Source organism: Agromyces sp. P1_H4 (genome assembly GCF_056405255.1).
Genome location: NZ_JBFUCL010000017.1, coordinates 1 through 21,504 on the forward strand (window position 1 = coordinate 1; position 21,504 = coordinate 21,504).

General features: G+C 71.6%; 23 protein-coding genes and 2 tRNA genes. 7 read left to right on the forward strand and 18 right to left on the reverse strand.

Features of this window, described 5'->3' with window-relative positions; genetic code table 11:
• Positions 1–337: 337 nt before the first annotated feature.
• The gene (locus AC1DY2_RS02290) at positions 338–745 is read right to left on the reverse strand and encodes a hypothetical protein (protein ID WP_476760934.1); all 408 of its coding nucleotides are present in this window, start codon (positions 743–745) and stop codon (positions 338–340) included.
• A 131-nt stretch (positions 746–876) separates the two neighbouring features.
• Here AC1DY2_RS02290 and AC1DY2_RS02295 point away from each other — a divergent pair, with 131 nt between their 5' ends.
• Together AC1DY2_RS02295 and AC1DY2_RS02300 are read left to right on the forward strand one after the other, a co-directional pair.
• Positions 877–1,170: a hypothetical protein gene (locus AC1DY2_RS02295; RefSeq protein WP_476760935.1), complete on the forward strand. Its 294-nt coding sequence runs from the start codon at positions 877–879 to the stop codon at positions 1,168–1,170.
• Between the two features lie 32 nt (positions 1,171–1,202).
• Positions 1,203–1,400 (forward strand): hypothetical protein, encoded by a 198-nt coding sequence (locus tag AC1DY2_RS02300; RefSeq protein ID WP_476760936.1) that lies wholly within the window; start codon positions 1,203–1,205, stop codon positions 1,398–1,400.
• A 21-nt stretch (positions 1,401–1,421) separates the two neighbouring features.
• Here the strand turns inward: AC1DY2_RS02300 and AC1DY2_RS02305 are convergent, their stop codons facing one another.
• From AC1DY2_RS02305 to AC1DY2_RS02325, 5 genes are read right to left on the reverse strand one after another with little or no spacing between them, the layout of a single operon-like run.
• The gene (locus tag AC1DY2_RS02305; RefSeq protein WP_476760937.1) at positions 1,422–3,134 is read right to left on the reverse strand and encodes a dipeptide ABC transporter ATP-binding protein; all 1,713 of its coding nucleotides are present in this window, start codon (positions 3,132–3,134) and stop codon (positions 1,422–1,424) included.
• On the reverse strand, positions 3,131–3,991 hold the full coding sequence (locus tag AC1DY2_RS02310) for an ABC transporter permease (RefSeq protein WP_476760938.1): 861 nt from the start codon (positions 3,989–3,991) through the stop codon (positions 3,131–3,133). Before AC1DY2_RS02310 ends, AC1DY2_RS02305 begins: the two co-directional genes overlap by 4 nt.
• Positions 3,988–4,947 (reverse strand): ABC transporter permease, encoded by a 960-nt coding sequence (locus AC1DY2_RS02315; protein ID WP_476760939.1) that lies wholly within the window; start codon positions 4,945–4,947, stop codon positions 3,988–3,990. The genes AC1DY2_RS02310 and AC1DY2_RS02315 overlap by 4 nt, the downstream gene beginning before the upstream one ends.
• A 48-nt stretch (positions 4,948–4,995) precedes the next feature.
• Positions 4,996–6,669 carry an ABC transporter substrate-binding protein gene (locus AC1DY2_RS02320; protein ID WP_476760940.1) on the reverse strand — a complete coding sequence of 558 codons (1,674 nt, stop codon included), beginning with the start codon at positions 6,667–6,669 and terminating at the stop codon, positions 4,996–4,998.
• 16 nt (positions 6,670–6,685) lie between these two features.
• On the reverse strand, positions 6,686–8,344 hold the full coding sequence (locus AC1DY2_RS02325) for an amidohydrolase (protein ID WP_476760941.1): 1,659 nt from the start codon (positions 8,342–8,344) through the stop codon (positions 6,686–6,688).
• Positions 8,345–8,534: 190 nt separating this feature from the next.
• Between AC1DY2_RS02325 and AC1DY2_RS02330 the strand changes: the two genes are divergently transcribed.
• A complete protein-coding gene (locus AC1DY2_RS02330) occupies positions 8,535–9,245 on the forward strand; it encodes a TetR/AcrR family transcriptional regulator (protein WP_476760942.1) in 711 nt (236 codons plus the stop codon).
• 130 nt (positions 9,246–9,375) lie between these two features.
• The gene (locus AC1DY2_RS02335) at positions 9,376–9,738 is read left to right on the forward strand and encodes a carboxymuconolactone decarboxylase (protein WP_476760943.1); all 363 of its coding nucleotides are present in this window, start codon (positions 9,376–9,378) and stop codon (positions 9,736–9,738) included.
• Positions 9,739–9,752: 14 nt separating this feature from the next.
• On the opposite strand, the gene AC1DY2_RS02340 is transcribed toward AC1DY2_RS02335, so the two are convergent.
• Positions 9,753–10,730 carry a DMT family transporter gene (locus tag AC1DY2_RS02340; protein WP_476760944.1) on the reverse strand — a complete coding sequence of 326 codons (978 nt, stop codon included), beginning with the start codon at positions 10,728–10,730 and terminating at the stop codon, positions 9,753–9,755.
• A gap of 82 nt (positions 10,731–10,812) precedes the next feature.
• Between AC1DY2_RS02340 and AC1DY2_RS02345 the strand changes: the two genes are divergently transcribed.
• Positions 10,813–11,727: a LysR family transcriptional regulator gene (locus AC1DY2_RS02345; protein ID WP_476760945.1), complete on the forward strand. Its 915-nt coding sequence runs from the start codon at positions 10,813–10,815 to the stop codon at positions 11,725–11,727.
• A 179-nt stretch (positions 11,728–11,906) separates the two neighbouring features.
• Here the strand turns inward: AC1DY2_RS02345 and AC1DY2_RS02350 are convergent, their stop codons facing one another.
• Positions 11,907–12,656: a maleylpyruvate isomerase N-terminal domain-containing protein gene (locus tag AC1DY2_RS02350; RefSeq protein ID WP_476760946.1), complete on the reverse strand. Its 750-nt coding sequence runs from the start codon at positions 12,654–12,656 to the stop codon at positions 11,907–11,909.
• 172 nt (positions 12,657–12,828) lie between these two features.
• Here AC1DY2_RS02350 and AC1DY2_RS02355 point away from each other — a divergent pair, with 172 nt between their 5' ends.
• Complete coding sequence (locus tag AC1DY2_RS02355) at positions 12,829–13,050, forward strand: amphi-Trp domain-containing protein (protein WP_476760947.1); 222 nt, start codon at positions 12,829–12,831, stop codon at positions 13,048–13,050.
• 81 nt (positions 13,051–13,131) lie between these two features.
• Here the strand turns inward: AC1DY2_RS02355 and AC1DY2_RS02360 are convergent.
• The 6 genes from AC1DY2_RS02360 to serS all read right to left on the reverse strand — a co-directional run bounded on the left by AC1DY2_RS02360 (position 13,132) and on the right by serS (position 18,347).
• Positions 13,132–13,220, reverse strand: a tRNA-Ser gene (locus AC1DY2_RS02360).
• A gap of 88 nt (positions 13,221–13,308) precedes the next feature.
• Positions 13,309–14,610 (reverse strand): LCP family protein, encoded by a 1,302-nt coding sequence (locus AC1DY2_RS02365; RefSeq protein WP_476760948.1) that lies wholly within the window; start codon positions 14,608–14,610, stop codon positions 13,309–13,311.
• A 35-nt stretch (positions 14,611–14,645) separates the two neighbouring features.
• A tRNA-Ser gene (locus AC1DY2_RS02370) sits at positions 14,646–14,730 on the reverse strand.
• A 121-nt stretch (positions 14,731–14,851) separates the two neighbouring features.
• The gene (locus AC1DY2_RS02375) at positions 14,852–16,144 is read right to left on the reverse strand and encodes an LCP family protein (protein WP_476760949.1); all 1,293 of its coding nucleotides are present in this window, start codon (positions 16,142–16,144) and stop codon (positions 14,852–14,854) included.
• A 107-nt stretch (positions 16,145–16,251) separates the two neighbouring features.
• The gene (locus AC1DY2_RS02380; RefSeq protein ID WP_476760950.1) at positions 16,252–17,070 is read right to left on the reverse strand and encodes an HAD family hydrolase; all 819 of its coding nucleotides are present in this window, start codon (positions 17,068–17,070) and stop codon (positions 16,252–16,254) included.
• An 8-nt stretch (positions 17,071–17,078) separates the two neighbouring features.
• Positions 17,079–18,347: a serine--tRNA ligase gene (gene serS, locus AC1DY2_RS02385; RefSeq protein ID WP_476760951.1), complete on the reverse strand. Its 1,269-nt coding sequence runs from the start codon at positions 18,345–18,347 to the stop codon at positions 17,079–17,081.
• Between the two features lie 43 nt (positions 18,348–18,390).
• Between serS and AC1DY2_RS02390 the strand changes: the two genes are divergently transcribed.
• Positions 18,391–19,413, forward strand: coding sequence for a diacylglycerol/lipid kinase family protein (locus AC1DY2_RS02390; protein WP_309975094.1), 1,023 nt, complete (start codon positions 18,391–18,393; stop codon positions 19,411–19,413).
• A 253-nt stretch (positions 19,414–19,666) separates the two neighbouring features.
• Here AC1DY2_RS02390 and AC1DY2_RS02395 read toward each other — a convergent pair whose 3' ends face one another.
• From AC1DY2_RS02395 to AC1DY2_RS02410, 4 genes are all read right to left on the reverse strand, one after another.
• A complete protein-coding gene (locus AC1DY2_RS02395; RefSeq protein WP_476760952.1) occupies positions 19,667–20,209 on the reverse strand; it encodes a hypothetical protein in 543 nt (180 codons plus the stop codon).
• Entirely contained in the window at positions 20,206–20,505 is a 300-nt protein-coding gene (locus AC1DY2_RS02400; RefSeq protein WP_309975099.1) for a hypothetical protein, read from the reverse strand. Before AC1DY2_RS02400 ends, AC1DY2_RS02395 begins: the two co-directional genes overlap by 4 nt.
• A complete protein-coding gene (locus tag AC1DY2_RS02405; RefSeq protein ID WP_476760953.1) occupies positions 20,502–21,068 on the reverse strand; it encodes a hypothetical protein in 567 nt (188 codons plus the stop codon). The genes AC1DY2_RS02400 and AC1DY2_RS02405 overlap by 4 nt, the downstream gene beginning before the upstream one ends.
• Positions 21,069–21,157: 89 nt before the next feature.
• Positions 21,158–21,504: ACT domain-containing protein (locus tag AC1DY2_RS02410; protein ID WP_476760954.1), on the reverse strand; the 347-nt coding region annotated here is incomplete at its 5' end.

Here is a 21,504-nt window from a genome sequence, read left to right on the forward strand (position 1 = left end):
CGCTGTAGCCCTCGAGCGTCGCCTGCGTCTCGCTCGGGTCGCCGCCGGCGGCGTGCGCGGTCTGCGCCCCGTTCGAGATGTCGCGGACCTCGGACTCGTCGGCGGTGCAGGCGTCGACGCTCGAAGCGGCGCCCTCGGCGCCACCGGCGGCGGCGCAGCGGGAGTGGAGCTGTGCACTCGGGAAGACGAGGGCGGCGGCCGTGGTGATTCGTTGCAGGGGTGCAGCCTAAGGATCGGCGCTTCGMCGGTTCAGGGGGATCGAGCCCGCCGGACGGACGACGACGGGGCGCGGCATCCGCTGATCGGATGCCGCGCCCCGCGCTCGTGCCGGTGCCCGCTAGTCGGCGCTGCAGGCGTCGTTGACGCCCGACGCCGCGTCCTGGATCGCGGTCTGGTGCTCGGCGACCGCGTCGGAGTCGACCTCGGCATCGGGATCGGAGGGCAGCGTCGCGGCGAACTCGGCCGCGTCGTCGAGCGCCCCGGCGAGCTTCTCGAGCTCATCGCTCACGGCGTCGGACGTGTCTTCGCCGAGCTGGTCGACGCGGTCGCTGTAGCCCTCGAGCGCGGACTGGATCTCGGCGGGGTCGCCGCCCGCGGCGAGCGTGTTCTGCGCGCCGTTCGAGATGTCGCGGACGTCGGACTTCACCGTGTCGCACTCGTCGGCGCTCGACGAGGCTCCGCTCCCGCCGGCCGCACATCCGGCGAGCAGCAGCGCGCCGGCGAAGACCAGCGCGGTGGACGTCATGATTCGTTGCATGGTGATGGTCCCCCTGATCGTGGTGGTGGTTCCCACCATAGCGAGCACCCTCCGACACTCGCCGCGTCCCCGTGTCAAGGGCCTGACGACCCGACCGTGCGCGACCTAGGCTCGCCGGCATGAGCACGCCAGACGAGTCGGGTGCGCGTCCGAATCCCGAGGCCGGGGGCGGGGCGGCCGCGCCGCTGAACGATCCCGAGCAGACGCGCAAGGACGTGAGCTACAGCCCCGGCAGCGAGGCGGAGACTGCGGCCAAGCAGGCCGATCCCCTCCCCGAGGGGATCGACGACGACATCGACACGTCGCGGATCCGGGCGGTGCCGGGCACCGGCGGCCCCGACGACGCGGGCGACGTGGAGCTCGACCCCGAGGAGATCGGGGAGATCCGCGGCATCCGGGGCATCCCCGACTGAGCCGCGGAGACCGACGAGAGGAGAGGACCGACATGACCGACTTCGTGGACCCGCTGGAGGAGCCGTTCGACGCCGACCGCGACCCGCGACCGCTCGACCCCGACGTCGACGACGCGCGCGTCGACTCGTCGGAGGCCGACCGTCAGGCGGCCCAGGACGGCACCAAGGTCACCAGCGCGAGCGAGGGCGACCCRCTCGACGAGACGACCCCCGTCGACAACTGGGAGTGAGCGACCGGCCGTCGGCCGGCGTCATGCGGTGACCCCCGCGGCGTGCTCGGGTGCCGCGCGCGGGGCTCCGGCGTCGGACGCGAGCCCGTCGAGGTCCCAGCCGGGCCTCGGCACCGAGTCGAGCAGGAGCCGGGTGTACGGATGCCGCGGCGCGGCCAGCAGCGACGCCGTCTCGCCCCGCTCCACGATCTCGCCGGCGCGCATCACCACCGTCTGCTCGCAGACCCGGCGCACCACGGCGAGGTCGTGGCTGATGAACAGCACGGTCAGTCCCCGCTCCCGGCGGATCGCCGCCACGAGGTCGAGCACCTGCGCCTGCACGGAGACGTCGAGCGCGCTCGTCGCCTCGTCCATCACGAGCACGTCGGGCTCGATCGCGAGCGCCCGGGCGATCGCCACGCGCTGCCGCTGACCGCCCGAGAGGGTGCGAGGGCGGGCGGTGGCGTGCGTGGCGTCGAGGCCCACTTGCTCGAGCAGGTCGAGGACCCGGGTGCGCGCGTCACTCGTGGTGAGCGCCGCGTGCAACCGGAGCGCGTCCTCGATCGCGCGTCCGGCCGGGATGCGCGGGTCGAGCGACAGGTACGGGTCCTGGAAGACCATCTGCACCGATCGGGAGTGCGCGAGCCGCTCCGCGCGCCGGCGCGGGACCGACGTGCGGACGGCACCCGCCACGACGATCTCCCCCTCGTCCACCGACTCGAGCCCGACGATCATGCGCGCGAGCGTGGACTTGCCCGATCCCGACTCCCCCACCACGGCGAGCGCACCGCCGCGCGGGATCGCCATCGACGCGTCCACGACGGCGCGCACCCGGGCCGTGCCGTGCGCGCGGTAGGTCTTCGAGACGGCTCGGACGTCGAGCATGGGGTCGGCGATGAGGGCCTGCCCCGCGGCATCCGGAACCGACGTGACGAGCGCCGGCCCCCCTGCATCCGGCACCGCAACGGCGGGAGCCTCGACGACCGCGATCGTCGGCGTCGCCGCCACCAGCCGCCGCGTGTACGGCGCCTGCGGCCGGAGGAACACCTGGCGGGCGTCGCCGTGCTCCACGACCCGGCCGGCGCTCATCACGTAGACGCGGTCGCAGATGGATGCCGCGAGGTTCAGGTCATGGGTGATGAAGAGCATGCCCATGCCCCTTGACGCACGTTGCTCGCCGAGCACGCCGATGATCTCGGCCTGCGTGGTGACGTCGAGGGCGGTGGTCGGCTCGTCGCAGATGAGCAGCCGCGGCGAGCTCGTGAGCGCACCCGCGATCATGACCCGCTGCAGCATGCCGCCCGACAGTTCGTGCGGGTACTGGCGCAGGTGGTCCTCGGGGCGCGGCAGCCGCACGGCGCGCAGCAGCTCGATCGCCCGCGCGTCGGCGTCGGCACGCGACCGGCCGTCGACCAGCCGGAGCGTCTCGGTGAGGTGGTCGCCGATGGTGCGCATCGGGTTGATGCCCGCGCGCGGGTCCTGGAAGACCATGCCCGCGCTCGACCGGCGCAGGGCGAGCAGCTCCCCGGTCGGGGCGCCCAGGACCTCGCGGTCGTCGAGCCGCACCGAGCCGGCTGTCCTCGCGCCGCGGGGCTGCAGGCCGATCACCGAACGGGCGGTGAGCGACTTGCCCGAGCCGGATTCGCCGACGAGGCCGACCGTCTCCCCCTCCGCGACGCGCAGGGAGACCCCGTCGAGCAGGCGGGCGCCGCCCGGCAGGTCGAGCGTGTAGTCCGAGATGTCGAGCAGCGTCATGCTGGGGTTCCTCCTCCGATGCGGTCGGAGAGCTCCTCGCCGATCACGTTCACGGCGACGACGGCGATGACGACGGCCACCGCCGGCACGATCGCCGGCAGGAAGTGGCCGCCGAGGAGCCCCGCCTGGGCCTCGTTGATCATGGCGCCCCAGTCGGCGGTGGGCGCCTGCACGCCGAGGCCGAGGAACGACAGGGCGGCCAACTCTGCGAGCACGTACCCGAAGTTCAGCGTCGACTGGGCGCCGACGATCGGGGTCACGTTGGGCAGCACCCGGCGGGTCGCGATCCAGCCGCCCGCGAAGCCCTGCACCCGGTAGGCCGAGACGTAGGGGCGGCTCCGCTCGGAGGCGACGAGCGAGCGGGTGAGTCGGGCCACGAACGGCGCGTACGCGATGCTCATGGCGATGACCGGGGCGACGAGCCCCTTGCCGAACAGTGCGACCGCCATGATCGCGATGAGCAGCGATGGGAAGGCGAACACCACGTCGAAGATGCGTCCGAGGACCGAGTCGATCCAGCCGCCGCGCCAGCCGGCCAGGAGCCCCAGGAGGATGCCGATGACGGTCGAGGAGATCACCACGATCAGGGGTGCGAGCAGGGCGGTGCGGGCGCCGTACATCATGCGGCTCAGGATGTCGCGGCCGAGCGCGTCGGTGCCGAGCCAGTGGGCCGACGACGGGCTCGCGTACACCGCGGCGAGGTCGACCTGGTCGGGATCGTAGGGCGCGACCCACGGCGCGAAGATCGCCGCGAAGGTCAGCACGCCGAGGACGACGAGGCTGATGACGTAGGCCGTGTTCGCCGGCCGGGCACGCGGGGCGCGCAGCACCTCGAGCGCGAGGGTGGGGGTGGTCATCTGGCACCAGCTCCTGCGGCGGATCGGGGGTCGACCCAGGGTTCGAGGATGTCGATGATCGCGTTCACCACGACGAAGGCGAACACGACGAGCAGCACGATGGCCTGCACGACCGGGAAGTCGAGACGGTCGACGGACTGCACGAGCAGCGAGCCGATGCCCGCGAGGCCGAAGGCGGCCTCGACGATCGAGCTCGCGACGATGAGGCCGGCGACGAGCACGCCGCTGACCGTGAGGATCGGCCCGATCGCGTTGCGGAACACGTGCCGCCGCACCACGGTGGCGCGGCCGAGTCCGCGGCTCGTGGCGACCTCGACGTGCTCCCGGCCGAGCTGGTCGACCATCGACGATCGGGTCACCTTGCCCACGAGCACGACGAACACCACGGCCAAGGCGATGGACGGCAGCACCAGGTGGTACACCGTGTCGAGGAATCCGCCGTCGCCCGAGCCGAACGACGGGAACCAGCCGAGCTGCACCGCGAACACGGCGATGAGCACGATCGACCCGACGAACGAGGGGATGGCGCCGAGTACGGTCAGCCCGATGAGCACGCCGCGATCGAGGATGCGACCCCGATTGAGGGCGGCGACGATGCCGCCGACCAGGCCGACCACGGCGATCATCAGCCCGGCCATGACCACGAGGCCGAGCGTCACGGGCAGGCGCTCGCCGATCACGGCGGTCACGTCCTGCCGGTACTGCAGCGACCGCCCGAGATCGCCGTGCAGCACGCCGGCGAGCCACTGCAGGTACTGCTGCCACGGCGGCAGGTCGAGCCCGTACTGCGCGGTGACCTGCGCGATCGCCTCGGGCGACGGCTTGCGTCCGCGCAGCAGGAAGGTGACGGGATCGCCGGGCACCAGGAACCGCGAGAAGAAGACCAGGAGCGACGCCAGGAACAGCGTGAGGAGCAGGCCGCCGAGCTTGCCGGCCACCCGCCGGGCGGCGGTCACGGGACGACCGCCGCTCCGCCGGCTGGGGCGCGATGCCGACGGATGCCGCTAGCGGGCGCCAATGGTCGCCGCCCAGGGGTAGTAGAGGAACGCGATCGACGGGGCGACGCCGGTGATGCGCTCCCCCAGGAACAGCGGCATCGGACCGGTGTAGAGCGGCAGCCACGGCAGCTCCTCGTTGGCGATGCGCTGGGCCTCGGCGGTCTTCTCCGAGCGGGCGGCGGGGTCGTCGATCGCGATCGCGTCGTTCACGACCTGGTCGAACTCGGGGTCGGACCATCCGCCGTAGTTGCTGAACTCGCCCGTTCGCAGCACGCTGTACATCTCCAGCGGGTCGGGGCTCGAGAGGTACCAGGACGTGTAGAAGAGGTCGATGCCCTCGCGGGCGCTCGGGTCGGAGAACAGCGCGGTGTAGGCGCTCGGGGTCACCGTCTCGATGGTGGCCTTGAGGCCGATCGACTCGGCGGCGGCCGCCGTCGCCTGCGCGATCACGTTGAAGTCGCTACTGATCGGCGCGGTGGCGAACACGATCTCCTCGCCGACTGCGCCCGCGTCCTCGACGAGCTGCTTCGCCGCCGCGAGGTCGTACGGGTACTCCTCGAGGTCGTCGAAGGCGGCGTCGAGGCCCGCGTCGCTGGCTCCGACCCAGACCGACTCCGTCGTGAGCGCATCCGTGACCTCGCCGTAGCCCTTGGCTGCGGCCGAGACGATGCCCTCGCGGTCGAGCGCCATGAGCAGCGCCTTCCGCACGTTCACGTCGCCGAGCGGCCCGTCGAGGTTGGACACGATGAGGCTCGACACGGCCGTGCTCATGCCGAACAGCATGTCGCCGACGCTCGAGTTCTCGAGCTGCGGCACCGCCTCGAGCGGCACCATCCAGCCGCCGTCGACCTCGCCTGAGGCCAGCGCGTTCACGCGGGCGTTGGCGTCGTTCATGAAGAGGAACTGCACCTCGCCCGACTTCGCGCGCAGCGACTCGTCCCAGTAGTCGTCGTAGCGGGTGAGCGTGATGCGCTCCCCCGCCTTCCACTCGGTCAGGCTGAAGGGGCCGGTGCAGTTCACGCCGCCGGTCGAGTTGCCGTAGTCGGCGCCCGCGTCGGCAAGCGTGGCCGCCGACTCGATGACACCGGCGGAGCCGCCCATCGCGAGGTTGAACTGCGAGTCGGCGGATGCCTCGGTCACGGTGACCTCGCGGTCGCCGGTCTGCTCGATCGAGGTGACGTTCTGGTACACCGAGTACCACGAGGAGCCGACCGCCGGGTCGAGGTGGCGGCTCATCGACGCGACGACGTCGGCGGCCGTGAGCGGCGTGCCGTCGTGGAAGGTCACGCCGTCGCGGATCGTGTAGACCCACGTCGTCGGGGTGGGATGCGCGAACGACTCGGCGAGCGCCGGGGTGAGCGTGTAGTCGGGGTTCAGGCGCAGGAGCGATTCGCACACGTTGGCGAGCACCTGGTTGTCGGAGTAGTCGAACGCGTAGGCGTAGTCGAGCGAGTACGGCTCGGCGTAGCTCACCCAGGAGAACGAGTCGATGTCGCCCGACGGGGCATCGGTCTGCGTGGTGAGCTCGTAGTCGGGGTCGGCGGGCGCCTCGGTCGCGGGCGGGGTGCACCCGGTCAGCGCGAGCGCGGCGCCAAGGGTGCCGGCGACGACGGCCGTCGCACGGCGCGAGACGCGGCGGACCCCGCGGTGGGGGGAGGTGCGGTGCTGGGGGTCGGACATCGTGCGCTCCTCGGAGTCAGTCGTTGCGGAGGTGGACGGGCTCGCCCTCGACCCACGTCGAGACCACCGTCGAACGGTGGATCTCCTCGGCGGGCACCGAGAACGGGTCGGGGTCGAGCACGACGAGGTTCGCGAGGTAGCCCTCGCGGAGGTACCCGGTGTCGTGGTCGCGGTGGTTCACGTAGGCCGTGCCCGAGGTGTAGGCGGCCATCGCGGTGGCCAGGTCGAGGCGCTGGTGGGCCCCGCCGAGCGGCCCGGCATCGATTCCGGGCGCGACCCGCGTGACCGCGATGTGGATCGCGTCCATCGGGTCGGCGCTCGACACCGGCCAGTCGCTCCCGGCGGCGAGGCGCGCTCCGTGGCGCACGAGGTCGCCGAACGGGTACTGGCGCGACTCGGCGCCGTCCTGGAGGAACGGCAGGGTCAGCTCGTCGATCTGGTCCTCGTGGGTGGCCCAGAGCGCCTGGATGTTCGCCACGGCGCCGAGCCCGGCGAAGCGGGCGGTCTCGGTCTCCTCCACGACCTGCAGGTGGGCGAGGTGATGGCGTCCGTCGGTCGCGCCATTGGCCGCCTTCGCCGCGTCGAGGGCGTCGAGCGCCTCACGCACGGCGCGGTCGCCGAGTGCGTGGAAGTGCACCTGGAATCCGGCGGCGTCGAGGGCGGTGACATAGCCCTGCAGCAGCTCGGGGTCGACGAACGAGAGCCCGTGGTTGTGGGTGTCGTGGCCGTGCGCGTCGYGGTACGGCGTGAGCATCGCGGCGGTCTGGTTCTCGGCGACGCCGTCGACCATGATCTTCGTCGTGCCGAGCGAGAGGCGCTCCTCATGGCCGAGCGCGGCGATGGCCTCGCGACGGGCGGCCATCTCGTCGACCTGTTCGATGCCGCGGTCGCGGGCCCACCACTGGGCGCCGACCACGTGCACCACGAGCTCGCCGGCCTCGAGCGCGCGCCGGTAGGCGTCGAGCGGATCCGGGACGACCCCCGAGCCGCCGCCGACCATTGCGTCCTGCCACCCCGTGATGCCGAGCGCGAGGAGCTCGCGCTGCGCGCGCAGGAGACCCGCGTAGACCAGTTCGGGATCGAGCGCCGGGCGCACGCCGTCGAACAGGTCGCCGGCACCCTCGTGGAAGGTGCCGGCCGGTGCGCCGTCGGCCTCCCGCTCGATGCGGCCGTCGGCCGGGTCGGGTGTCGACGCGTCGATCCCGGCGAGGCGGATGGCGGCCGTGTTCGCCCAGGTGCTGTGGTGATCGCGGCTGAGCAGCAGCACCGGGCGGTCGGGCACGGCCGCGTCGAGCAGTGCACGCACCGGCGCACCGCCCGGGTAGTGGTCCATCGACCAACCGCCGCCGAGGATCCACGGCTCGTCGGGGTTCGCGTCGGCGTAGGCCCGCACGAGGGCGACCGTGTCGGCGGCATCCGTCGCCTCGGTGAGGTTGCACTGCAGGAGCTCGACGCCGCCGCCGACCGGGTGGATGTGCGCGTCCTGGAAGCCCGGGCTGAGGAGTGCCCCGTCGAGCTGCACCACACGGGTGTGCTCGCCGATGAGCGGGCCGGCGTCGGCTTCGGGAATGACCGCCGTGATACGGCCGGCGGTGACCGCGACGGCGTGGCCGGGCAGCGGGTCTCCGGTGCCCGTGAAGAGCGGGCCTCCGGTGAAGAGCAGGTCTGCGGGCACGTCGCCCTCGCTTCCTCGTCGAACGTGTGGGTTGCGGCGACTGTAGTTGCGCCGCGCTCCCGATGTCAACACTGTTGACATCGGCGTTGATCAATTCGTTATGCTGAGACGTGCGCCGCGCTCGGCGGGCGACCGGCCCAGGGGCCGCGGGCGTGGCAGCATGTCCTGAAACGAAGGAACACGGCAACCGATGACGACAGCGACGCGATCCGGCGGCGCCCGCGCACGCCGCGGGGGCAAGGCGCGCCTCGACCACGACGCGATCGTGGCCGCCGGTCTCAGGCTCGCCGCGCAGCCCGGCGTCGGCGCCGTCTCGGTACGCGACCTCGGCGCCGAGCTCGGTGCCGACCCGACGGCGATCTACCGGCACTTCCGCGGCAAGGACGACCTCATGCGGTCGCTCCTCGACGAGGTCATCGGCATGAGCCTCGACCGGGTGGATGCCGCAGCCGACGACTGGCGCGGACGCCTCACGCAGCTGGCGGTCGCCACCCTCGACCTCTTCGCCACCTACCCCGCCATCGGCGTGGAGGCGACCGTGCTCACCACGAACGGCCCGCACGAGCTCGACATCATCGAGTTCATGCTCGACTCCTTCGCCCGTGCGGGGCTCGAGGGCGACGACCTCGTCAACCACTACGCGCTCATGGCGTCGCACGTGATCTCCAGCGCGGCCGGCATCGCCCGCAGCCGCAGCGAGCGCGGCACCGCGCCGTCGGCGCCCAGCCCGTGGATCGAGAGTCCGCTGCTGGTCGACCCGGCGCGGCATCCGCTCATCGCGTCGGTCGGCCCCCGACTTCGGGCTCTCGACGACCGCGACCTCTTCCTGCTCGGTGTCGAGTCGGTGCTCGACTCGGCCGAGCGAACGGCCGCTGGTGCCCGGGGCGCCGCGACGCCCTGACGCGCGAGCCGACCGCTCGGCGTCGCCTTTCATGCGATCTCGATGATGCCGCAGCCGGGAGACCGGGGTGCAATGAGCCTGCAGCCTCGCTGCGCACAATCCGGTTCCACCAGTGGTGAAGGGATCCATCATGTCCGATACGCCCGACGATGACGCGCCCGTGCTCGACCTGCTCGCGCGAATGACCGCCGACTCCCTCGACGCGTCCACCCTCCACCCCGAGACGCTGGTGCTCGTCCGCATCGCCGCACTGGTCGCGGTCGACGCGCCACCCGTCTCCTACGCGCTCAACCTCGAGGTCGGCGGGGAGGTCGGGCTCGACGCCGAAGACCTCAGAGGCGTGCTCACCGCGATCGCGCCGATCGTCGGCACCGCCCGGATCGCCGCGGCGACCGGCAACATCGTGAAGGCCCTGGCGGCCGAGATCGAGCTCGAGGACCTCGAGATCGCCCTCGAGGAGGAACTCGAGGACGAGGAGGACGGCCTCACCTGACGCGCACGCCTACGTCAGCCGGCCGGGGTCGCTCGCACCGAGCGGCCCCGGTCTGCTGCATCGCGCTCGCGGGCGGGACCGGACCTCCGGCGGCTCCAGGCCACGCCGAGGAGGCAGAGCGCTCCGCCGATGAGGCCGAGCAGCGTCGGCAGCTCGCCGAGCAGGAGCCACGAGAGCACGACGACGATCGCCGGCACCGCGAGGGTCGCCGAGGCCGTGGCGCCCGCGGAGCTGCGCTGCAGCACGTACGCCCACAGCACGAACGCGACGGCTGAGGGGAAGACGCCGAGGTAGACCATCGCGAGCACCGCCGGCGTGGGCGCCGCCGCGACCTCGGCGACGGCCTGCGGCGCGAACGGCAGCAGCACCGCCGCGCCGATCGCGCAGCCGACCCAGGTCGCGCTGAGGGCATCGGTGTGCCGCAGCGCGACCTTCTGCACGAGCACGCCCGACGCGTAGAGCACGGCGGCGAGGATGCCGAGGGCGATGCCGAGCGGGTCGCTGTGCACGCCCACCCCGCCCGTCGCGATGAGCACGACCCCGGCGAACGCGATGAGCATGCCGATCATGAGCGGACGCGGGAAGCCCTCCTTGAGGAACACGCCCGCGGCGACCGCGACGAGCAACGGCGCGATGTTCACGAGCATCGCCGCGGTGCCCGCGTCGAGGTGGCGCTCGGCCAGGTTGAGCACGACCGTGTAGCCGGCGAACCACAGCACGCCGTAGACGGCGACGAGCAGCAACCCGCGACCGCGCGGCAGCGGTGGGCGACGCCACACGGCGAGCGCGACGAGCACGACGGTGCCGACGAACTGCCGGCCGAAGGCGAGCGCGCCGGGCGAGAGGGCATCGCCGATACCCCGGATCGCGATGAACGCCGAGGCCCAGAGCAGGAGCACCACGAGGGTCGCGGCGAGCACCTTCCAGTTCCTGGCGGCTGCCGGAGTGATGGCGGCGGCGTCGAGGGGCCGGGTCGGGGAGGGTCGCTGCATCCATCCACCTTCTCTGCGATGCTCACCTGAGCACAAGCGAACGATCCTTCCCATCCATTCAGCGCGACTGTACGATCGCCTCATGGTCGATMCGCACCGCCTCCGCGTCTTCCGTGCCGTCGTGCAGACGGGCTCGATCAACCGGGCCGCGTCACGGCTGGGCTACACCCCTTCGGCTGTCAGCCAGCACGTCAGCGCGCTGCAGCGTGAGACCGGCTTGACGCTCATCGAGAAGCGCGGCCGCGGCATCGTGCCCACCGCCTCGGGCATCGCGGTCGCCGACCGCGCCTCGCGGGTGCTCGACCAGCTCGCCGACTTCGACGCGATGGCCGACGACCTGCGCTCGGGTCGCAGCGGCACCCTGCACATCGGATGCTTCATGTCGGCCAACCGCGCCTGGATGCCCTCGGTCGTGGCCGCCCTCGTCGAGCAGTTCCCCACCCTGCGGCTCGAACTGAGCCTCGCAGAGCTGCGCGGCTCGCAGTCGACGGGCGACCTCGACGTCGAGCTGTACATCGCCGAGGCCGTGCGCGGCGACCGCGATCCCGCCGTGGCCGAGGGAGACACCGACGGATACGACATCGAGGAGCTGCGCACCGAGGGGTACGTGGCCGTCGTGCCCTCGCGGCATCCGCTCGCCCACCGCTCGTCGGTTGCCCTTGCGGACCTCGCGGGCGAAGCCTGGATCGACAACGACCACGCACGCGGCCCGTGCCGTGAGATCGTGCTCACCGCCTGCCGGGAGCTGGGCTTCGCACCGCCGTTCCGCATCCAGGCGCCCGACTACACGAGCGCCCTCGACTACGTCGCCCAGGCCGTCGGCATCACCGTGCTCCCCCGGCTCGGCGCGCTCGCGCTGCCCGAAGGCGTCGTGATGCTGCCCGTCGAGGATGCCGCGGCACGTCGTCGGATCATGCTGCGGGTGAAGCGCTCGATGCGCACGCACCCCGCGGTCGCGCGCGCCGCGGAGCTGCTGCGCGAGGCCGCCGCCGCCTGAGCGGCCTCGCCCCGGTTCCGTCGCGACCGGCTGCCGAGTGACCGGCCGGTCAGATGGTCTCGCCGGGGCGCGATCATGGACCGGCTATCGGGCGCCTGGCTTGCGGCGGGCCTTTGGTGCAGGAGATCGCCTTGGTGCAGGAGATCGCCTTGGTGCAGGAGATCGCATGTTGTCGGTTGTCACTCGGACGGGTCCCAGGCCGCGAGCTGGTCGAAGATGCGACGGTCACCTTTGAACTTGAGCGAATCCAGCGGTATGCGCCCGTAGAAGAACAAGACTAGGTCACTGGCCGTGCCCCGGGCGGACGCGTCGGCCGTGTCGCGGTCCTGGCCGGCATCTGACGCGAGGTGGGCGACCTGTGCGCCGTCGTGCGACAGCCGGAGGCGCCAGGAGTGGCCCTCGGTGGCGTGGTAGTCGACGATGGCGGGGTCGTGTGGCCAGGCGACCGTCGTCGCGCAGAGGGTGAACTGGCAGTCGTCGAAACCGTCGAGGGCGATCTTCTCCGGTATGGGCTGCGGGGCACTGCCCGCGAGCTGGACGTCGTAGGTGTGCACGGCGATCTCGTGGAGTTGGCGCCGCGCCCACTCGCCGGAGGTCTGCGGTGATGGCGAGTCCGCCCACCATGTCCAGCAACTGCGATCCGGGCCTGCCTCGTGCAGCACACGCTCGAGGTGCTCGACGGACTCGGCCCACCAGTCCAGGAGACCGCCGCGCTCCCGGGGCGCACCCGTGCCGCCTCCCCATGCGGACTCCTCCGGCGGACCGTCCGCGGGCCCGGCGGCGACGATGGCGGCTGCCTTGCGGCGAGCCATGCCCACGTGCTGCACGTGATCGAACAGCGTCCGCGCGGGATGGGTCGGCATCTGAACGTCGAGGCTGGGCGTCGCGGCGACCGCAGCGCCGAAGGCGGCCGACCGTTCGTCGACCAACCGCAGCAGATCAGCGAACGTCAGAATCTCAAGCATCCCGCCGTTCTACCATGTGCCCGGCGCCCGGGTGCGGATCCCGCAGAGACCGGCATGCCCGCATCCGTACCGAGACGCTAGTGCGCGGCGGGTGGAGGTCGCTACGGTCGAGAACACGACACCAGGGAGAGACACCATGGACCTGTTCGACATCGATGACGCCCAGCGCATGAGCCGCGAGCAGGCAGCCGCCAAGCTCCGCACACTCGCCGACGCCCTGGCGAAGAACAACTCGGTCGAATTCCACCGCGCGGGACGGCAGATCACCGTGCACATCCCCGACCAGGTCAACCTCAAGGTCGAGGTGGAGCTCGGTGACGAGGGCGAGAACGAGCTTGAGGTCGAGCTCAACTGGTGACAGCCGGCAGGCCGGCGACGAGACACGATCACGACGAACGAAGGCCCCCGCTGCACGCGGAGGCCTTCGATGAAGCGAGAGCGGAGACGAGGGGATTTGAACCCCTGGTCCCCTTACGGGGACTCCACCTTAGCAGGGTGGTGCACTCGACCGGACTATGCGACGTCTCCTCGTGAACCGCCATGGCGGACACGCGACAGCCATCATAACCCGCGGATGCCGCGGATGACGATTCGGCGCCGGGGCCTCCGGTCTGCCCTACTGGTCGTCGAGCGTGCGGCCCGCGGAACAGCGCACGTCGGCACCGGTCTGGCCGGCGACGTCCTCGGGCAGCGCCTCGGCCGTCGGAGCCGGRGCGGCCGGGTCGGCGGGCGTCTCAGCGGGGGCTTCCTCGGCGGGAGCCTCCTCAGCCGGAGCCTCGGCGGGCGGCTGCACGGCCGGGTCGGCGGCCGAGCCGAAGTCGTTGTTCTGCGCGTCGGGATCGAACGTCACGGGGAGGTCGGCCTGCAGCGCCTGGTTGATGAGCTCCGCCGAGGCGTTGGGCGCCACGGCTCCACCGCCGGCGACGTACGAGGTCGGGTACTGGATGAACGCGAGCTTCGCGAGGTCGATGTCCTTCATCGCCTTGGCGATGGAGATCATGCGCGTGGGATCGGTGAGGCTGCTCGACAGCTGCATGTTCGCGAGCGCCGCCTTGGCGATCGAGTAGAGCTTGACCGGGTCGCCGAGGGTGCCGTCGGACTGCAGCTTGCGCGCGAGCGCCGAGAGGAAGACCTGCTGGTTCGAGATGCGGCCGAGGTCGGAGCCGTCGCCCACGCCGTGCCGGGTGCGGAGGAACTGCAGCGCGGCCACGCCGCTCAGGGTGTGCGTGCCGGGGTCGAGGAACGTGCCGGTGTACTCGTCCTCGATGGGCTCGGCGACGCAGACGTCGACGCCGCCGACGGCCTCCGACAGGCCCGCGACGCCCATGAACTGCACGATGCCGGCGAACGGGATGGTGACGCCGGTGAGCGACTCGACCGTCTTGGCGACGCAGTCCATGCCGCCGTAGGAGAGCACCGTGTTGATCTTCACGTCGTAGAGCTCGTCGAGGGTGCTGCTGGGATCCTCGGGGTCGGTGCAGGCGGGAACGTCGACCAGCATGTCGCGCGGGAAGCTGACGACCGAGGCGTGCGAGTGGTCCTGCGCGATGTGCATGAGCATCGTCACGTCGTTGAGGACGGCGGTCTCCTCGTCGGGATCGCCGAAGGCCTCGCCCTGGCCCTGGCGGCTGTCGCTGCCGATGAGCAGCAGGTTGACGCCACCCTCGATCGCGCCGACGTCGGGCACGCCCTCGAGCACCTTCTCGCTCTCGAGCTTGACGGTGGGCTGCACCGTGCTCGCGAGATCCCAGGCGGCGTACGCGGCGACGGCGGAGCCGGAGATGAGGGTCACGGCGACGACGGATGCCGCGACCTTGGCCACGGTGGACCACGCACTGTGGGTCTTGAGTCGGCCGTGGCGGGCGACGGAGGGGTTCTTCGCCGCGCGACGCGAGCTGTGACGCAAGTCCTGGTTCACCCGGTTCCTCTCGTTCCAGTCATGTCGGTCGTGTGCGGAGGGCGTGGGATTCGAACCCACGAGGCATTGCTGCCCACTGGTTTTCAAGACCAGCTCCATCGGCCGCTCGGACAGCCCTCCTCGCCGGCACGCTGACGCCCCGTGAGGGGCGACGTCGCACGGCAGGCCCCGATTCTAGCCGAAGCGCAGTTCCGACGAGCCTCGCAGCACAGTCTGGGAAGGTCCTGAAGCGGATGCCGCGTCAGCCGGCGTTCGCGCTCGCGCAGCGGACTTCGGCGGCGTTCTGCCCGGTGACGTCCTCCGGCAGCACCTCGGGCGCCGGCGCAGCCGGGTCGGCCGGGGCGGACGCGTCACCGGTGGCGGGCGCCTCCCCCGYGGCCGGGGCATCGGCGGCGGGCGGTGCGGGAGCCGCCGCGTTGGGATCGGCGACGGTGCCGAACTCCGACTCCGCCGTCGCTGCTGGGTCGATCGCGACCGGCAGGTCGGCCTGCAGTGCGGCATTGACGATCTGCGCCGAGTCGCTCGGCACCACGCCGCTCTTGTCGTCGGTGTAGCCGGTCGGGTACTGCAGGAAGACGACCTTCGACAGGTCGACGTCCTGGAGGGTCTTCGCGATCGAGATGAGCTGGGTGGGATTCTGGAGCGCCGTCGACAGCGTCATGTTCGACAAGACGGCTTTCGCGATCGAGTACAGCTTGACCGGGTCGCCGAGCGTGCCCGAGCTCTGCAGGGTGCGCATGAGCGAGGCGAGGAAGGTCTGCTGGCTCGAGATGCGGCCCAGGTCGCTGCCGTCGCCCACCCCGTGTCGGGTGCGCAGGAACGCCAGCGCATCCATGCCCGAGAGGGAATGCGTTCCCGGGTCGAGGAACAGCCCGGTGTACGGGTCCTCGATGCGGTCGGTCACGCACACGTCGACGCCGCCGACGGCGGACGAGAGGGCGGCGACGCCGTAGAACTCGACGATGCCGCCGAGCGGGATCGTCACGCCGGTGAGCTGCTCGAGCGTCGTCGCCACGCAGCCCAGCCCGCCGTACGAGAGCACCTCGTTCATCTTCACCTGCGACATGGCCGACAGCTTCTCGCCCTCGGGATCGTTCGGATCCGTGCACTCGGGCACCGACACGTACATGTCGCGCGGGAAGCTCACCACCTCGACATGCGAGTGGTCCTGCGAGATGTGCAGCAGCATGGTGACGTCGTTCAGGACCGCCGACTCCTCCTCGGGGTCGCCGAACGCGCCGTCCTCCGGCCGCTTGTCGCTGCCGACGAGCACGAAGGTCAACCCGCCCTCCATCGCGCCGATGTCGGGCACGTTCTCGAGCACCTTCTCGCTCTCGAGCTTCACGGCAGGCTTCACCGACTGCACGAGGTCGACCGCGGCGTACGCGCCGATGGCCGCAGCGCTCACCGCGAGCAYGGCGACGACGGATGCCGCGATCTTGCCGTAGGTGGCCCAGGCGCTGTGACGCGGCAATCGGCCGTGTCGCGGCACGACTGGCGGCGACACTGGCTGCTGCCCGGTCCGACCGCTCATGCCGAGCCCCCTCCGACGCGCTGATCCTATCCGGCGCAACCGTGCGGCGGCAGGACCCTTGTCATTCCAGCGCGCCGGGGCTACTCAGCTCGAGGATGCGGCACAGCTCACGGCAGCGAGTCGAGCACCGCCGCGAGTCCGGCGTGGTCGACGTCGTCGGCCGTCTCGGATGCCGCGGCGATCACCTCGGAGGGCGCCTGGCCCATCGCGACCGAGCGGCCGGCGGCGCCGGCCCAGGCGAACATCTCGAGGTCGTTGCGGCCGTCGCCCACGGCGAGCACGCGCTCGGCGGGCACGTCGAGCCAGCCGCGCACGCGCTCGAGTGCGGTGGCCTTGCTCACGCCGTCGGGCGCGATGTCGAGCCAGGCGGTCCAGCCGATCGCGTAGCTGACCTGGTGCAGGCCCATCTCCTCGACGATGCGCAGGAAGTCCTCGAGCTCGTGGTCTGGCGACACCACGACCACGCGGGTGGCGCGCTGGTCCAGCAGCCCCTCGAACGTCACCTCGCGGGCGTTCTCGAGGTTCCAGTCGGTCATGCCCTCGGTGTAGAGGCGGTAGCCGTCGGGAAGTTCCACCATGAAGCGACCGCTCGGCAGGAAGGCGCGGATCCGCTCGAGCACGCGCGTGGGGTCGAAGGTCTCGACGTGCTCGCGCACGTACCCGTCGGATGCCGCGTCATCGCGCCGCATCGTGATCGCCCCGTTCGCGCACACCACGTACTCGGGTGCGAGCCCGAGGCGCTGCAGCACCGGCGCCGTGGTCGACCACGACCGCCCGGTCGCGAGCGTCACCTCGTGGCCGCGCTCACGCGCGGCGGCGATCGCGTCGGCGACGCGCTCGTCGATCGACTCGTCCTCGTGCAGGATCGTGCCGTCGACGTCGAGCGCCACCAGCCAAGGCAGGCCGTCCGGGGCCGGCTGCGGCATCCGCTCGCTCATCGCGTGACGGGCTCGAGCACCTCGAGGCCGCCGAGGTAGCCGCGCAGGGCCTCGGGCACCCTGACCGAGCCGTCGGCCTGCTGGTGGGTCTCGAGGATGGCGACGATCCACCGTGTCGTCGCGAGGGTGCCGTTGAGCGTCGCGACGGGCGCCGTCTTGCCCGACTCCGTGCGATGCCGGATGTCGAGGCGACGCGCCTGGAACGTCGTGCAGTTCGAGGTGGACGTGAGCTCGCGGTAGGCGCCCTGCGTAGGCACCCACGCCTCGACGTCGAACTTGCGTGCCGCGCTCGAGCCGAGGTCGCCGGCGGCCACGTCGATGACGCGGTAGCTGAGCCCGAGAGCTTGGAGCATGTCCTCCTGCCAGCCGAGCAGCCGCTCGTGCTCCGCCTCTGCGTCGGCCGGGTCGACGTAGCTGAACATCTCGAGCTTGTTGAACTGGTGCACCCGGATGATGCCGCGGGTGTCCTTGCCGTGGCTCCCCGCCTCACGGCGGTAGCAGGTGGACCAGCCGGCGTAGCGGAGCGGGCCGTTCGACAGGTCGACGATCTCGTCGGAGTGGTACCCGGCGAGCGCGACCTCGCTCGTGCCGGTGAGGTAGAGCTCGTCGTCGGGGAGGTAGTAGATCTCCTCGGAGTGGGCGCCGAGGAATCCGGTGCCCTGCATGATCTCGGGTCGCACCAACGTGGGGGTGATGAGCGGCGTGAAGCCGTTGGCGAGCGCGCGGTCGAGGCCCATGTTCATGAGTGCGAGCTCGAGGCGGGCGCCGATGCCCTTGAGGAAGTGGAACCGCGCACCGGAGACCTTGGCCCCGCGGCCCATGTCGATGGCGTCGAGCAGCTCGCCGATCTCGAGGTGGTCGCGCGGCTCGAAGTCGAACGTCGGCACCTCGCCGACCTCGCGCAGCACGATGAAGTCGTCTTCGCCGCCCGCGGGCACCCCGTCGATGACGACGTTGCCGAGGCGCTGCACGGCCAGGAGGAACTCCGACTCGGCGTCGTTCGCCCGCTGGTTCGCGTCCTTCACGCGCGCCGCGAGCTCCTGCGCCTGCGCGACGAGCCAGGCCTTCTCCTCCTTCGGAGCCTTCGCGACCTGCTTGCCGAAGGCGTTCTGCTCGGCGCGGAGCGACTCGTACTCGGTGATCGCGGCCCGGCGCACGGCATCCGCTGCGACCGCCTCGTCGACGAAGGCGGAAGACTCGCCGCGCAGCTCCTGGGAATGCTTGATCAGCTCGGGGTTCTCGCGAAGCAGCACGGGGTCGATCACGCGAGCCAGTCTAGCCCGGGGCACATGGCCTACCGTTGGCAGGGTGACGGCGGTCGGAACGGACGAGACGACGGATGCAGCTGCGGATGCCGCGGCCACGGCATTGCGCGCCGCGGTGATCTTCAACCCGACGAAGAGCGGCGTCGCCGAGTTGCGAGCCGCCGTGGCGCGAGCCGAGTCCCGACAGCACTTCGCACCGTCGGTGTGGATCGAGACCACCGAGGACGACCCCGGCAAGGGCATGGCGAAGGCCGCGCTGCGTCAGGGTGTCGACCTCGTGATCGCGGCCGGCGGCGACGGCACCGTGCGGTCGGTGGCGGCTGGCCTGAGGGGCAGCGGCGTGCCGCTGGGACTGGTGCCGCTCGGCACGGGCAACCTCTTCGCCCGCAACCTCGGCATCCCCGTCAACGACCAGGGCGATGCGGTGGTGCTCGCCTTCTCGGGCATGGACCGCGCCGTGGACATGCTCATCGCCGAGGTCACCCGGCCCGACGGCCGGCCCGAATCGCACGTCTCGCTCGTGATGTCGGGCATCGGCATCGACGCGACGATGATCGCCAACACGAATCCCGACCTGAAGAAGCGGGTGGGCTGGCTCGCCTATGTCGACGCCGGGCTGCGTGCCATCCCGGCGTCCAAGCCGTTCCGCGTGGTGCACCGCACCGACGCGGGCCGGTTGCACCGGTCGCGCGTGTCGAGCATCCTCGTGGCGAACCTCGGCTACCTGCCGGGCAACATCGAGCTCATCCCCGACGCCGAGATCGACGACGGCAAGCTCGACGTCGTCGTGCTGCAGCCGCGGAACGCGCTCGGCTGGCTGCTCGTGTGGCGACGCGTCACGTGGGAGAACCGGGTGCTGCGCAAGTCGGCGCTCGGCCGGCAGTTCATGGACCTCACGGGCGGGAGCCGCCGTCGCGAGATCGTCTACTCGCGCGGTCGGGCGGTCGACATCGAGATCGAGGCGGAGCCCGAGGAGTTCGAGATCGACGGCGACGAGTTCGGCACCGTCGTGGCGGCGCGGTTCCGCGTCGACCCCGCGTCGCTCGTCGTGCGCGTGCCCCGCTGACGCGGCGCGAGGCACCAGAACATCACCAGGCCGAGAGCCGCCGCAGCGGAGGTCGCAGCCAGGATCGGGCCGAGCGTCCATGAGAGCTGGTTCATGGCCATCGCCATCACCTGCTCGTCGCTCGGCTCGCCCTGCCACGAGAAGCCCATGGTCATGGTGCGCCGGGAGGCGTTGTACAGCTCCGCCGCGATCAGCAGGGGCAGGACCATCAACGCGCCGAGGGCGATCACCGTCGGGTGGACCCGTCGGCGCCTCACTCCTCCCCCTCGACGGCCGCCGTGCTCCGTGCCAGGACAGCCCAGACGACGAGCACCACGACGCAGCCGAGCGCACCCGCCTGGATGAACCCGGGCGCGACGGAGGCCAGGAACCGGATGGCATCGCCCTCGGAGCCGCTCGAAGTGCCGGTGTACACGGAACGATCGGTGGCGGCGTTCCACACCAGCGCGAGCCCGGCGATGACCAGCAGGAGGCTCGCCGCGAGGCCAATCCAGAGGCGTCCCGTCGGTACCCGATCAGCACGCGCGGGCTCCGGCTCCTCATCGAGCCGGTCGATGGGGGGCATCGACTCCGGGATCGTCGTCGGGCGAGGATCGGGCGCCTCAGGGTCGGCGACGAGTGCGCGGATGAGGTCGGCCGGATCATCCTCCGGGGCTGGTCGTGCCGGCTGCGGACGCTCGGCATCCGCGGGCGTCGAGGCGGTCGGTTCGGCCTGCGACTCGACATGCCCACCCGAATAGCCGCGCTGATACCGGGCATCGAACCTGGGGTCGATGCCCGCCGTACGTTCGTTCACTCCTGCTCCTCCACTGCATGAACCGGATGCCGCGCCCGGCGCAGCCGCGGCAGGCACCACACGAGCACGAGGCCGAGGGCGGATGCCGCGACGGCGAGCCCGAGCGAGGGCAGCGCAACCGAGTAGCCGAAGTTGAAGAACGCCCACGCCTGCACGACCTCGGCGGACGGCGAGTCGCCCGACCACTGCAGCTTGCTCTCGATCGCCTGCATGCTGGTGATGACCCACCACAGCACCAGCAGCGCCACCGTCCCGAAGCCGGCCAGCGCGAGGGCGGCGGGGTGCGGCCGCCTCACCGCTGCTCCTCGGTGCTCGCCGCGCGGCGGCCCGTGACCGCCCAGGTCACGAGCACGGCGACGATGCCGACGAGTCCCGCCTCGACCAGCGCGGGGGCCATCGCGTTGATGACGAGGCGGACGCTCTCGTCGAGGCCGGCGCGCACGCCGCCGATGTAGTTCGACGGGTCGGAGGCCTGCACCCAGAACGCGACGCAGCCGACCACGACGAACGCGGCGCAGGCGGCGAGCGCGATCCACAGCCATCGCGTGGGGCTCAGGGACTGGTCGACGAGCAGGTCGTCGGGCGCGTCGTCGACGTCGGCAGGGCCGCCCTCGGGCACGGCGTCGGGCCCGTTTGCGGGAGGCACGCCCGACGGCGGGTCGGCCACCGGGGACATGAGGGGCGCGGCTGCTGCGGTGAGCGCGGCGCGCGGGTCGGCCTCCTCGCGCGGCGGCAGCGCCGCGGCATCCGTCGCTCCCGCGTCGGCCGGGGACGTCGCCTCGGGGCGGTCGTGCGCGTAGCCGCGCTGGAACCTCGGATCGAACCGCGGGTCGATCCCCGTCGCCGAACCCTCGCTCACTCGCAGCTCCTTCGCGGGCCGGACCGCAGCGCCCGCACCGAACTCCAGAATAGGCCGCGAGGCCCCCGGCCGACCCAGGTTGCCGGGACTCAGTCGGGCTCGCCGCTGAGGAGCCCGCGCAGCCAGTCGCGCGCCTCGATGAAGATCTCGTCGTCGAACTTCGAGTGGTACTCGATCGCGCGCTGGTCGGCACGGGGGTACGAGCCGAGGAAGATCACGTTGGGGCTGGTGCGCCGGAGGCCCAGCAGGGCGTCGGCGACCCGCTCGTCGCCGATGTGCCCGTCGAGGTCGACGACGAAGCGGTAGCGGCCGAGCTCGTCGCCGATCGGCCGCGACTCGAGCAGCGACAGGTTCACGCCGCGGGTCGAGAACTGCTCGAGCATCGCGAGCAGCGATCCGGGCTCGTCGTCGGGCAGCTCGACGATGAGGCTCGTCT

Coding starts and splice junctions, on each gene's coding strand:
- AC1DY2_RS02295 (WP_476760935.1), top strand. CDS start 877: ATGAGCACGCCAGACGAGTCGGGTGCGCGTCCGAATCCCGAGGCCGGG.
- AC1DY2_RS02310 (WP_476760938.1), bottom strand. CDS start 3,991: ATGACCACCCCCACCCTCGCGCTCGAGGTGCTGCGCGCCCCGCGTGCC.
- AC1DY2_RS02335 (WP_476760943.1), top strand. CDS start 9,376: ATGTCCGATACGCCCGACGATGACGCGCCCGTGCTCGACCTGCTCGCG.
- AC1DY2_RS02340 (WP_476760944.1), bottom strand. CDS start 10,730: ATGCAGCGACCCTCCCCGACCCGGCCCCTCGACGCCGCCGCCATCACT.
- AC1DY2_RS02380 (WP_476760950.1), bottom strand. CDS start 17,070: ATGCCGCAGCCGGCCCCGGACGGCCTGCCTTGGCTGGTGGCGCTCGAC.
- AC1DY2_RS02355 (WP_476760947.1), top strand. CDS start 12,829: ATGGACCTGTTCGACATCGATGACGCCCAGCGCATGAGCCGCGAGCAG.
- AC1DY2_RS02305 (WP_476760937.1), bottom strand. CDS start 3,134: ATGACGCTGCTCGACATCTCGGACTACACGCTCGACCTGCCGGGCGGC.
- AC1DY2_RS02330 (WP_476760942.1), top strand. CDS start 8,535: ATGACGACAGCGACGCGATCCGGCGGCGCCCGCGCACGCCGCGGGGGC.
- AC1DY2_RS02320 (WP_476760940.1), bottom strand. CDS start 6,669: ATGTCCGACCCCCAGCACCGCACCTCCCCCCACCGCGGGGTCCGCCGC.
- AC1DY2_RS02290 (WP_476760934.1), bottom strand. CDS start 745: ATGACGTCCACCGCGCTGGTCTTCGCCGGCGCGCTGCTGCTCGCCGGA.